This is a genomic window from Altererythrobacter epoxidivorans (assembly GCF_001281485.1).
GTDB classification, from domain to species: Bacteria; Pseudomonadota; Alphaproteobacteria; order Sphingomonadales; family Sphingomonadaceae; genus Erythrobacter; species Erythrobacter epoxidivorans.
Genome location: NZ_CP012669.1, coordinates 1,442,891 through 1,454,785, shown reverse-complemented (window position 1 = coordinate 1,454,785; position 11,895 = coordinate 1,442,891). Strand labels below are relative to the sequence as shown.

The 11,895-nt window shown below is 61.3% G+C and carries 10 protein-coding genes; 8 read left to right on the top strand and 2 right to left on the bottom strand.

Annotated features, from left to right (window positions below; translation table 11 throughout):
* The first annotated feature begins 65 nt into the window (after window positions 1–65).
* The 3 genes from AMC99_RS07305 (at window position 66) to uvrA (ending at window position 6,753) form a co-directional block, all read left to right on the top strand.
* Window positions 66–1,415 (top strand): surface lipoprotein assembly modifier, encoded by a 1,350-nt coding sequence (locus tag AMC99_RS07305; protein ID WP_061924797.1) that lies wholly within the window; start codon window positions 66–68, stop codon window positions 1,413–1,415.
* Between the two features lie 111 nt (window positions 1,416–1,526).
* On the top strand, window positions 1,527–3,407 hold the full coding sequence (locus AMC99_RS14135; RefSeq protein WP_083440112.1) for a HupA family protein: 1,881 nt from the start codon (window positions 1,527–1,529) through the stop codon (window positions 3,405–3,407).
* Window positions 3,408–3,825: 418 nt separating this feature from the next.
* Complete coding sequence (gene uvrA, locus AMC99_RS07290) at window positions 3,826–6,753, top strand: excinuclease ABC subunit UvrA (RefSeq protein WP_061924788.1); 2,928 nt, start codon at window positions 3,826–3,828, stop codon at window positions 6,751–6,753.
* A gap of 228 nt (window positions 6,754–6,981) precedes the next feature.
* On the opposite strand, the gene AMC99_RS14130 is transcribed toward uvrA, so the two are convergent.
* Window positions 6,982–7,320, bottom strand: coding sequence for a ribosomal protein L7/L12 (locus tag AMC99_RS14130; protein ID WP_061924785.1), 339 nt, complete (start codon window positions 7,318–7,320; stop codon window positions 6,982–6,984).
* A 180-nt stretch (window positions 7,321–7,500) separates the two neighbouring features.
* On the opposite strand from AMC99_RS14130, the gene AMC99_RS07280 reads away from it, so the two are divergent.
* The 5 genes from AMC99_RS07280 (at window position 7,501) to AMC99_RS07260 (ending at window position 11,242) form a co-directional block, all read left to right on the top strand.
* Complete coding sequence (locus AMC99_RS07280; protein WP_157058275.1) at window positions 7,501–8,064, top strand: DUF4365 domain-containing protein; 564 nt, start codon at window positions 7,501–7,503, stop codon at window positions 8,062–8,064.
* On the top strand, window positions 8,061–9,152 hold the full coding sequence (locus AMC99_RS07275; protein WP_061924780.1) for a hypothetical protein: 1,092 nt from the start codon (window positions 8,061–8,063) through the stop codon (window positions 9,150–9,152). The genes AMC99_RS07280 and AMC99_RS07275 overlap by 4 nt, the downstream gene beginning before the upstream one ends.
* Window positions 9,153–9,282: 130 nt before the next feature.
* On the top strand, window positions 9,283–10,080 hold the full coding sequence (locus AMC99_RS14125; protein ID WP_198143496.1) for a hypothetical protein: 798 nt from the start codon (window positions 9,283–9,285) through the stop codon (window positions 10,078–10,080).
* Between the two features lie 45 nt (window positions 10,081–10,125).
* Window positions 10,126–10,692, top strand: a complete 567-nt coding sequence (locus AMC99_RS07265; protein WP_061924777.1) for a hypothetical protein — start codon at window positions 10,126–10,128, stop codon at window positions 10,690–10,692.
* A 118-nt stretch (window positions 10,693–10,810) separates the two neighbouring features.
* On the top strand, window positions 10,811–11,242 hold the full coding sequence (locus AMC99_RS07260) for a CHRD domain-containing protein (RefSeq protein WP_061924774.1): 432 nt from the start codon (window positions 10,811–10,813) through the stop codon (window positions 11,240–11,242).
* A 31-nt stretch (window positions 11,243–11,273) separates the two neighbouring features.
* Here AMC99_RS07260 and AMC99_RS07255 read toward each other — a convergent pair whose 3' ends face one another.
* A complete protein-coding gene (locus AMC99_RS07255; protein WP_061924771.1) occupies window positions 11,274–11,792 on the bottom strand; it encodes a septal ring lytic transglycosylase RlpA family protein in 519 nt (172 codons plus the stop codon).
* Between the last annotated feature and the right edge of the window lie 103 nt (window positions 11,793–11,895).

The window sequence follows — 11,895 nt, the reverse complement described above, 5'->3', positions numbered from 1 at the left end:
GATACTTGACACAGGCGGGGCTTTGCAGGAGCAGGCGGTCTTTCCTCTAAGGTGTCGCATCCTTGATGATCAGTAGGCTTTCTCTCGCTACAGCAGTGGCGCTCTCGCTGGCGCCCGCAATCGCCTGTGCGCAAGAGGCAGGGGCGGATGCCGATGGCGTGTCCGCAGGATCGTCTTTGTCGCTCGACGCGGCGCAAGTGTTCAATTTTGCGGAAGAAGCGCGCGCCGCCGGCGATTTCGAAACGGCGGAAACGGCGTATCGGGCGCTGATGCAGGACCCCAGTGTCGAGCTTCGCAACGAAGCGCGTTTCCGCCTTGCCATGATGCTGGCGGACCAGATCGGAAATTACCGCGAAGCCGCTGTGCTGCTGCGCCAGATCCTGGACGAACAGCCCGATGTTGCCCGGGTGCGTGTCGAACTGGCGCGAATGCAGGCGATGATGGGCAATCTTACCGAAGCGGCGAGGGAATTGCGCGCGGCGCAGGCGGCGGGGCTGCCGCCGGAGGTTGAGAAGATGGTGCGCTTCTACGCCAGCGCGCTCGCCAGCAAGAAGCCGTTCGGGGCGAGCCTCGAACTGGCATTGGCCCCCGATTCCAACATCAATCGCGCGACCCGTTCGGATACGCTCGAAACCGTGATCGGCGATTTCACGCTCGACGAGAACGCGCAGGAACGATCTGGCCTGGGCCTGAGGCTGCGCGGGCAGGCCTATGTGCGGCAGGGGCTGGCCAAATCGGTCGATCTTCTCGCAAGCGTCAGTGCCAGCGGCAATTTCTACCGCGAGAGCGATTTCGACGATTACGTCGTGTCGCTCCAGGCTGGGCCGCAAGTCACCTCGGGCGCGGACCGTATTAGCCTTTCCGGCACCACCGCCTGGCGCTGGTTCGGCCAAAGCCCATACAGCTTCTCCTATGGTGTGACGGGTGATTATCGGCACCCGACCGGCAAACGCTCGCAACTGCGGGTCGATGCAAGCGCGATCCATACCACCGACCGGCTCAACAGCCTGCGCTCGACCGACCGGTTCAGCCTTGCAGCCGGGGTCGACCGTGCCTTCAGCGCGCGTTTCGGCGGAGGCTTGCGGGTATCGGGCAATCGATCGGTCGCCAACGATCCCGGTTATTCGACGGCGGGCGGCGGGATCGATGTCTTCCTGTTCCGCGAACTGGGGCAGACGACGGTTGTTGCGACCTTGGGATACGACCGTCTCGAGGCGGACAAGCGCATCTTCCTCTATCCCGAGCGCCGGGTCGACGATCGCTTCTCGACGAGCCTTTCGGGCACGTTCCGCAGCCTTCGGGTGCTGTCTTTCGCCCCGCTGGTCCGGGTCAGTTACGAGAACAACAGTTCGACAGTCGGGATCTACGATTTCGACCGGATCGCGGCCGAATTCGGGGTAACTTCGGCATTTTGATTTTGAGCGATACACTATAGAAAATATACTCTATTTGCGCAGCTTAAATACCAATGCCGAATCACGAATCGGGTAAGTTCGGCATTTCGGGAAATGAGGGGAGTTTCAGTAATGGGTCGTTATCGGGTCGTATTGCAGGCCAGCGTCTGCGCCTTGTCCTTCGCGCTTATGGCATGCGGTGGCGGCGGAGGGGGCGGAAACGTCAATTCCACCCCGCGGCCGACGCCAACGCCGACCCCAGCGCCTTCGCCGACGCCGTCGCCAACGCCGACACCGACGCCAACGCCAACGCCGACACCGACACCGACGCCTACTCCGACGCCAACGCCTCCTCAGACCGGAACGTCGCTGGTCAATCCCACGCTGGCATCGAGCCATCCGACACAGGCGGTCAAGATTTCCGGCTCGCTGACGAGCACCGGTGCCGCCCAGTCCGATGTGACGACCGGCGCGCAGTCGCTGACGATTTCCATTGATCCGGCAACCGGCACCTACACCTTGACCAGGCCCGGCGGAAACAAGCAGTTTTCGAACGTAACCGCGGTCGACCAGACCGCGTCGAACATGGTCTATGGCGAGTTCGTGAAAAACGTATCCGGCGGTCAGGAAAACCTGTTTGTCACCCTGCCTCCCGGCACTTCCACCGACCGGTTGAACTGGGTCGGGCAGGGGGTTTACTTCAGCCTCATCCAGCGGCCCGATGGAACCTATGTGGTCGACGCCGACGCGTTCCATTATGGCTATCCAACTGCCCCGGCATCGGTCCCGACCTCCGGAGGCGGGACCTATAACGTCTACGTCCTCGGCTTCCTGACCGAACAAGGCCAGAATCCGATCCTGATGCGGACCTATAACCCCGGTACGCTGACCGCGGATTTCGGGGCTGGCACCGTTTCGGTCAGCGGCCTCGTCGACGGGTTCGACCTCGTCAATTCGACCGGCGGTTTCAGCTTCGCCTACAATGGCGATGCAACCATCGGATCGAGTGGTTTCAATGGCGATTTCACTCTCGGCGGCATCGGGGGGACCTGGGCGGGACTTTTCTATGGCCCGTCCGCAACCGAAGTCGGGGCATCGTTCCGTGGCGGGTCGAGCGTCGTCGATTTTGCCGGAACGCTGGTCGGCTCGAGCGATCCGGGCTTCCGCAACATTGCGTCGAGCTTCGCCGGATTGAACGATCCTGCGGATTTCGAACCGATTGTCATTGAAGAGCTCGAGAATGTTACCCAATCGGGCTCGACCGTCTCCACGACCTTCTTCCGCGCCGGAACGGGTAGCGGCATCCTCGGCAATTACGGGGTCAGCTACCGCAATCCGGGTCTGTGGAGCCTCGCCAATACCTTTACCTATAGCGACAGTGACAAGAATGCCTCGCTGTCGAACGATCAGTACACCGTTTATGGCGACGTCAATCCGGCCGGTGGCCAGATCGACGGGCTTACCCTGCTCAACACGGCGCCGGGCAATTCGCTGGTCGAGCTGACCTATACCAAGTTCGGTATCTGGGAGCGGGGCGGCAACGGATCGGGCGATTACGAGATCGCACGCCGTTATGCCGTGTTCGGTTTCAAGACCGACCCGGCGAGCGTTCCGACCACGGGCAGTGCGACCTATAATGGTGTCGTCGTCGGCGCAGCGAAGAGCACGGGCGCAACCAATCGATTCTACGACCTGACCGGCACAACGGAAATCAGCGTGAACTTCGGCACCTTCATTTGGAACGGACAGCTTGCGCTGACGGGCACCGATCGCCAGTCGAGTGCGACGCGCGATTTCGGCAGCTTTATCAGCGCGCCGGGCTCGCTAACCGGCAACCAGTTGCAACCGGCCATGTTCATGTCGGGCGGCAACCCATACGGCCAGATCTTCGGCTATCTGTTCGGTCCGGGAGCTGCCGAAGTCGGGGGCGGATTTACCCTGGATTTCGACGACCTTACTATCTCCGGCAATACGGTCGACATCGACGGTATTTTCGCCGGCAGGAAGAACTGACCTCAACTATCCGAGCGATAGGTCCGGTTTGAAGGGGCTCGCCTGATGGGCGGGCCCCTTTTGCCGTGTGCGTGCAAAATGCACGCGTGTGGCTCCCCCCGATCGAGAGTGTGAGTGTGATCGAAAGAGGGAAGCCTGCACGCGGTACTGCGCAAAGTAGTACGGCTTGCAAAACTCTTCGAAGTCCCTGAGCTGACCTCAAGGTGCGACCCGAAAGGCTCGGCGGGAAGACTCGCAAAGAGAACCTTTGTTTGGCGGATACACCCCGCTTCCGGCACTTCATTTTTCCTATAGGGCCCCTAGGGGGAACCGCGCAGGAACATTGTAATTGACCTATTAACACCCAGATTACGGGCACTTGGCGGGCCGCGCTTCGGCGGCTCTTGACTACCCGGAACATTTACGGAACACCGCCCCAATGGCCCTCACGAAAATCTCTGTGCGCGGCGCGCGCGAACACAACCTCAAAGGCGTGGACATCGACCTTCCGCGCGATAGCCTGATCGTGATTACGGGCCTGTCCGGTTCGGGCAAGTCGAGCCTCGCTTTCGATACGATCTATGCCGAAGGGCAGCGTCGCTATGTCGAAAGCCTGAGTGCCTATGCGCGCCAGTTCCTGGAGATGATGCAGAAGCCCGATGTCGAGCATATCGACGGACTTTCTCCTGCCATCTCGATCGAGCAGAAGACCACAAGCCGCAACCCGCGTTCGACCGTCGCCACCGTGACCGAAATCTACGACTACATGCGCCTGCTATGGGCGCGCGTAGGCGTGCCTTACTCGCCGGCGACCGGAGAGCCGATCAGCGCGCAGACCGTCAGCCAGATGGTCGACCGCGTCATGGCGCTGCCCGAAGGCACGCGGCTCTATTTGCTCGCGCCGGTCGTACGCGGGCGCAAGGGCGAATACCGCAAGGAGCTGGCCGAATGGCAGAAGGCGGGCTTCACCCGCGTGCGCATCGACGGAGAGCTTTATCCGATCGAAGAAGCGCCTGCGCTCGACAAGAAATACAAGCACGACATCGAGGTCGTGGTTGATCGCCTGGCGGTGAAAGAAGGGCTTGAGACAAGGCTTGCCGACAGCTTCGAAACCGCGCTCAAGCTGGCCGAAGGGTTGGCTTATGTCGACCTTGCCGACGGCGTGGTCCCGGGCCGCGAGGGCGAAGAAGAAGCGGGCGGCGCGATGAAGGGCGCCGGTATCCCGGCCAACCGCATCGTCTTTTCGGAAAAGTTCGCCTGCCCGGTTTCGGGCTTCACCATCGAAGAGATCGAGCCGCGCCTGTTCTCTTTCAACGCACCGCAAGGGGCTTGTGCGACTTGCGACGGGATCGGCGAGAAACTGCTGTTCGATCCGCAACTGGTCGTGCCCAATGAAGCGCTCAGCCTCAAGCAGGGCGCGGTCGTGCCCTGGGCGAAGAGCAACCCGCCGTCCCCCTATTACATGCAGGTGCTGACAAGCCTGGCGAAGGCATACGACTTCGACCTGACGACGCCGTGGAACGCGCTCGAGCCCGACCAGCGGATGATCATTCTCCACGGCACGGGCGGCATGCCGGTCGAGCTCACCTTCAAGGACGGGCGCAAGGAATACACCGTGCGCAAGGCGTTCGAGGGCGTGATCGGCAATCTCAACCGCCGCCTGCTGCAGACCGAAAGCGCCTGGATGCGCGAGGAGCTGTCGAAGTTCCAGACCGCGCAGCCGTGCGAGACCTGCGGCGGCAAGCGCCTCAACGAGAAAGCGCTGTCGGTGAAGATCCCCGGTCCCAACGGGCCGACCGATATCGCCGAACCTACCCGGATGAGCGTTGCCGATGCCAAGGCGTGGTTCCTCGCGCTCGACGGCCTGCTCAACGACACGCAGGCGCAGATCGCCAAGGCCATCCTCAAGGAAATCAACGAGCGTCTGGGCTTCCTCGACAATGTCGGGCTCGACTACCTCAATCTCGACCGCACCTCCGGAACACTGAGCGGCGGGGAGAGCCAGCGCATCCGCCTCGCCTCGCAGATCGGCAGCGGGCTGTCGGGCGTGCTCTACGTGCTCGACGAGCCCAGCATCGGCCTCCACCAGCGCGACAACGACCGGCTGCTCGAAACGCTGAAGCGCCTTCGCGACCTCGGCAACACGGTGATCGTGGTCGAGCATGACGAGGATGCGATCCGCACCGCCGACCACGTGGTCGACCTCGGCCCCGGCGCGGGCGTCCACGGCGGCGAAGTGGTCGCGCAGGGCACGCTGAAACAGGTATTGAAGTCCAAGAACTCGCTCACCGCCGATTACCTCACCGGCAGGCGAGAGATCGCGGTGCCGACGACCCGCCGCAAGGGCAACGGGCACGAGCTGACCGTCCATGGCGCGCGGGCGAACAATCTGCAGGACGTCACCGCCAGCATCCCGCTCGGCACCTTTGCCTGCATCACCGGCGTTTCGGGCAGCGGCAAGTCGTCTTTCACCATCGACACGCTCTATGCCGCAGCGGCGCGGACATTGAACGGCGCGCGGGTGATCGCAGGCGCGCACGACAAGGTCACCGGCCTCGAATATTGCGACAAGGTGATCGAGATCGACCAGTCGCCCATCGGCCGCACCCCGCGTTCGAACCCGGCGACCTACACCGGCGCCTTCACGCAGATCCGCGACTGGTTCGCGGGCCTGCCGGAGGCGCAGGCGCGCGGATACAAGCCCGGCCGCTTCAGCTTCAACGTCAAGGGCGGGCGCTGCGAGAAGTGCCAGGGCGACGGGCTGATCAAGATCGAGATGCACTTCCTCCCCGACGTTTACGTCACCTGCGAGGAATGCCACGGCAAGCGGTACAACCGCGAAACGCTGGAGGTGAAGTTCAAGGGCCACTCCATCGCCGACGTGCTCGACATGACGATCGAGGATGCGGAGGAGTTTTTCAAGGCCGTCCCCCCCATTCGTGACAAGATGCACATGCTGAACGAGGTCGGCCTCGGCTACGTCAAGGTCGGCCAGCAGGCGACGACGCTTTCGGGGGGCGAGGCGCAGCGGGTGAAGCTGGCGAAGGAACTGTCGAAACGCAGCACCGGGCAGACGCTCTATATCCTCGACGAGCCGACCACGGGCCTGCATTTCGAGGATGTGAGGAAGCTGCTGGAGGTGCTGCACCGGCTGGTGGATCAGGGCAATTCGGTGGTGGTGATCGAACACAACCTCGACGTGATCAAGACCGCGGACTTCATCCTCGACCTCGGCCCCGAAGGCGGGGTGCGCGGGGGCGAGGTGGTCGCGTCAGGCACGCCGGAGGAAGTGGCGCAGGAACCGCGCAGCTTTACCGGCGCCTACCTCAAACCGATGCTTGAACGTCAAAAGGAAGCTGCCGAGTAGCGCTGGATCGGCGAGCGTTTGCGGCCCGATGAGCGAAGCGATTGGGGCCGCAGACGCGAACCGCAAGGGCGGAAGCGAAGTCGAAGACGCAGCTTGCCAAAGGCCACCTGCAGGGCCGCCGCGCCTTATGGCGCGAAAGCCGAGCGAACGGACGTGAGCGCTGGCGACTGAAGCTAAACAAACAAAATGAAGCGGCTGAGTAGCGCGCGCCCGCAGGGGTAGCGGGCGCTATTTCCGCACTGCGCGGTCAACGATGTCCTTGGCTTCCTTGAGGCCGAGACCGGCCCGTTCGCGCACCAGCTTGATCGCCTCGATCTTGCGGCGTTTTTCGAGCGCCTGGCGGATTTCGGGAATGGCGAGCAGCGCCTCTACATCGGTGCGGCGGTTATCGGGGGCCGCGCCGTGATGGCCGGAGGGAGAGCGGTCCATCTGCGTGTCCATCTGCGCGATGGTCTTGCGCTTCTGTCGCGCGATCATGTCCTCCCCGCTGCGCCTGCGCAGCAGCCCTATGCCGAGGACGATCATGCTGGCGAAAACCGCCCCGAGGAATGCTGTGAATGGCTCCATGCGGTGGAACGTACCGCAATGGACGGGGCAGGGGCAATGGGGGAGTATGTATCTCGGGGGTTTGTCAGGGAAGACAGTGTGAGTGTCCCAGAAATTGCGGTCCTTCGCCAGATTTCAGCGGGTTCAACTATCCAACACAGCCGCCTTCGGTGAAGAAGGTAGAGTAATAATTGAATCTATTTGCCCGATTTGCTTGGCAAATCGAAAAGTATTCAATACAGCGTGGCGATGTTGGGGGCACCGGAAACTGCGATAAAAGAACGATTGGGTCATGCTGTAGTAGACATGATCGCAACAAGGGCGGGCTGCTACGTGACGCAACCCCCGACCGACTACAAGTCGACCGATGTGAATATTGCTCCAATGGCTGCAGGCACGCCGGCACAGATCGACGCTCAGATCAAAGGTGTAACAACTCTAGTTTCGAAGGGCGATTTTCTCGAGTACAAGCTCAAGAAGAGAAACTACGACCACTTACGCGCTCAGAACCTTATGATCCCGCGGGTTCTTCTGGTCGCAGACGTCGCGAAGGAAGCAGACCGGTGGGTGATCTTTGATCATAAAAGCGTAAAGTTCTGCAATGGCGTCTACTGGTATGATTTGCACGGATTGTCAGACGCAACACAGCAGTCCAATGTTCCTATTATGATTCCTCGTGCAAATCGGCTGGATGCGGCGAAACTTGTCGAGCTTCTCGAGCGAGGCCTGGCCAACGCGCGGTCAGGAAAAGGTGGACTGTCATGACTTCAGAAGCGTGGCTCCACTTTGCGATGGATGCATCTCTCGAGAAATATGAGACTTTCTTGACCTTGCAGGGCTTCAATTTTTCTGAAGATCTCGGGGGGCGTGGGGCAGTCTACGTGTCCAAGGATGGTCGATACGTAGTCGTTCCAACGACGAAAAATATTGATGACCTTGAGATGAGGTTGATTAAGTTAATCAATGATTTGTCGCGCTTATTGGATTCGGATCGCGAGCGCATTGCACGTTCTATTTCCTCGATAGGTTTCGACACCCTCCGCGTCAGGACTGGCATCGGTGCATCAAGTGTTAGTGTCGATTTAGATGATGCAATAGAAACATTGAACAATAGTTACTCTCTCATTGATTACGCTGCAGTGTTTGCGACCTCCGAAAAGCCAGTAAGCTATGTCAGAGGTCGACGTACTAACGAAGTAAGTAAATACCTTGATACTGTACGAATGGGGCAAACAGAGCCTGGGTCATTTGTTATTACATTGCTTCTGCCAACCCAAAGAACAGATTCCTTGTTGGGAAATGAGTCTGAGCATATAAATATTGGGCGGCGCGTAAGTAATTCGTTAGCGAACGGATTGGAGGCATCGAAGATTCAGCCAAATGAGTTGCTGCAATTGTCACCGGTCTTCCCAGCGAATTTTGCTACGGCGCTTGCCGAGATTGTCGCTCTCTCTCCGAGGGTTGAGATCGGCGTTCATCAGTCGATGGAGCAAAGGATCCGAAAGGTTGAGTTTCAGAGGAGAGACGAAGACACTTTGCGTGAAATTGCAGACCAGCTTGCGCCAAGAGCTGAAACTTGGAAGCGAAAACTTTCTGGCACTGTAGTCGGTGTGACGGAGCCACGAGGGCAACGAAATGGAACGCTAATTCTCGAAGCTCGCTTCGGAGATGACCTAAAGCATGTGCGGATACCATTTGAGCGAGGTGATCGAAAGCTTGTAATCGACGCCTTTGATCAGAAGGCTGAGCTATCACTCGAAGTCCAAGGATTAATCGTGAAAAGTGCCGGTGGACGATATTCGATGGAACAACCTACCGACTTTGCTTGCGTTCGCAGAGGTTCGTTGACCTAGCAGACGATGGTGGCGAAATGGCACAAGGTTGCTCAAGATTGCCAAACCCGTGATTAAATAGCTTCTTTTTTCCTACTCGCCCCAGTTCCCGTATTCTGTTCGGTTCCCACCTTCCGAAAGGAACCGAATTGTGACCGCCCTTATCTCTATCGACCAAGATTCTTCGTCGCCCCTGCCAGGCGCAAAACCGGTGTCCACTTTTGCTGAAGGGGCGAGGTACTCCATCTTCAATTCGCGTGCGCAGGGGGCTTTCCTCGACAGCCTCGCGCAATATGGCAATGTCCGCCTCGCGTGCCGGGCGGGGCGGGTCAGCCCGCAGACCGCCTATCGCGCGCGGCGCACGCGCCCGGCCTTTGCCGCGCTGTGGGATGCGGCGCTGCTCTCTGCCCGTACCCGCGCCGAGGAGGTGCTGGCCGACCGCGCCCTCAACGGCGTGGAGGAGCAGGTGTTCTATCACGGGGAGGAGGTGGCGACCCGGCGCCGCTACGATTCCCGCCTGCTGCTCGCGCACCTGGCGCGGCTCGACCGCCTGGCCGAACGTGCCGAGGTGGGGGCTGCGACGGCGCTGCTCGACGATGCGATTGATGCGCTGCGGCGCGGGGAGGAACTGCCCCATGCGCTCCCCGAAAAAGAGCCGCAGGACAGTGTTCCATGTGTTCCATCGGGTAGGAATTCCCCTCCTTGTAAGCCCCCTGTCGAGACTCCTTCAGAAACCCTCGACACGCGCCTCGATGCGATGGAGGCGGCGCGGCCCGCGCATGCCTTGCCCCCGCACCAGCTTTGCAGCGGGGTGGCGGAGGTCGATGCGCTGGAGGCGCTGCAACTCGCCGCTTTCGAGGCCGGCTATCCGCAGTGGTACGAGCTGAGAGAGGCGGAGGAATGGGAGGAGGAGGGGGCCTGCGACGCCCCTCACGATCCGATTGCCTGATCTGCGGCAAAGGCTTAGCTTCCCCTACGGAAAAGGGGAGAGATCATGCACGCACGGATCTGGTTCATGGCACTTGGCGCGCTCGCGCTGCCCTGCGCGGCGCAGGCTGCCGCCTACATCAAGTTCGACGGGATCAAGGGCGAAAGCCGGATCGCCGCGATGGGTTTCAAGGGCGAGGGCGAGGGCTTCAACGGCGGCGTCAAGGTCGCGAGCGGGGACTTGAACGGCGACGGTGCGGCCGAGACGAGCGGCGATGGCCGGGTGGACGGGCGCGATTTCGAGGTGTGGCGCAACTCGGGCGCCGCTGCCTCTGCCCCTGCCGCCCCGGGCAATGTGAAGGCGAAGGGGCCGCGCCCGCAGACGGTCGGCCTGCTGCTTCCCGCGGTGCAGCGGGTGCGCGAGGCAGCTGCCGCCCTGCCCGAAGGCATGAAGTGCGAAGTCGGCGCAACGCTGCGCAACCTCACCATCCGTAACGAGGAAACCGCCCAGGTCGTGCGGGTGCCGACGGCTACGGTCACAGCCTGCTCTGCCGAGCAGGTGACGCTCAACTTCTCGAAGGTAGAGGCGGTGGGGCCAGAGGCCCGCGTCATCCGCGCAAGACCCCGCGAATAGAGGGGCAGGGGAAGGGTGCGGCGCCCCTCACGATCCGATTGCCTGAGCATCGGCAAAGGCGTATCCTGCGTGACAGGTCGCAAAGCGATCACACGATAGCAAATCGGGGGAGTGCACGATGAAACATGCCAAGCTTGCAATCGCCGGATGCCTGGCGGCGGGGATCGTCCTGCCGGCCGCAGCGCAGGACAATTTCTCTTACATCGGGACCAGCCTGTTCGGCGAATACGAGACTTCGGGCGGCGCAGGGCCTGACCAGACGGCGGATTTCTCGGCCGAGCTGGACCTTGGCAAGGGGCGCATCTGCTACATGCTCGAGGTGGAGGGGATCGACGATTTCTCCGCCGCGCATATCCACGAAGGGCGCAAGGGCAAGGACGGCCCGCCTGTCATGGAGCTCAAGCTGATGGGCGAAGACGGGCGCGACGTGTGCGTCGATGCGGACAAGGAACTGCTGACGAAGATCGCGCGCAAGCCGGGCGAATATTACGTCAACGTCCACACGATCAGGTATCCGAACGGCGCGGTGCGCGGCCAGCTCGACGAATAGGGTTGGTTGAGGCGAGGCGGGGGCTAGCCCGTCAGTCGCCGAGCAGCGCCAGCTCTACCGTGCCGTGGCCGCGGGCGATCAGGCCGATTTCGGTCGCTGCAGCGCGGCTGAGGTCGATCGTGCGATTGCGCGAGAATGGTCCGCGGTCGTTGATGCGGACGATGACCGAACGGCCGTTGCTGGGGTTGGTCACGCGGACTTTCGATCCGAAGGGCAGGGTGCGGTGTGCCGCGGTCAGCCCGTTCATGTCGAAGGTTTCGCCGCTGGCGGTGCGGCGGCCGTGGAACTTGCGCCCGTAATAGGACGCAACGCCTGCGCCGAGGCTGTTCTCGGGGGCGATTTCCTCGATCGCGGGTTCGATCAGGGCCATGTCGACGGCATTGCCCGAAGGTGCGGCAGCAGCAGGCAGGGCTTCGTAACGAGCGAAGCTGGATTGGAAACCTGCGGACTTTGCCGATGCCTCTGCGGCGAGTTCTTCTGAGTGACCGGCAGTGCCGGGAAACAACAATGCGGCGGCAATAATAGCGCTGCGATACGTGCGTTTGGCCATGTTCTGGACCTCCCGTTCGGATGGAGGTTCTATAGTCGACCCTTCCCCGAGAGTCCTTAACACGGCGGCTTGTCGCCCCAATCCTGCCACGTTCCGTCGCGGA

Coding starts and splice junctions, on each gene's coding strand:
- AMC99_RS07305 (WP_061924797.1), top strand. CDS start 66: ATGATCAGTAGGCTTTCTCTCGCTACAGCAGTGGCGCTCTCGCTGGCG.
- AMC99_RS14135 (WP_083440112.1), top strand. CDS start 1,527: ATGGGTCGTTATCGGGTCGTATTGCAGGCCAGCGTCTGCGCCTTGTCC.
- uvrA (WP_061924788.1), top strand. CDS start 3,826: ATGGCCCTCACGAAAATCTCTGTGCGCGGCGCGCGCGAACACAACCTC.
- AMC99_RS14130 (WP_061924785.1), bottom strand. CDS start 7,320: ATGGAGCCATTCACAGCATTCCTCGGGGCGGTTTTCGCCAGCATGATC.
- AMC99_RS07275 (WP_061924780.1), top strand. CDS start 8,061: ATGACTTCAGAAGCGTGGCTCCACTTTGCGATGGATGCATCTCTCGAG.
- AMC99_RS07265 (WP_061924777.1), top strand. CDS start 10,126: ATGCACGCACGGATCTGGTTCATGGCACTTGGCGCGCTCGCGCTGCCC.
- AMC99_RS07260 (WP_061924774.1), top strand. CDS start 10,811: ATGAAACATGCCAAGCTTGCAATCGCCGGATGCCTGGCGGCGGGGATC.
- AMC99_RS07255 (WP_061924771.1), bottom strand. CDS start 11,792: ATGGCCAAACGCACGTATCGCAGCGCTATTATTGCCGCCGCATTGTTG.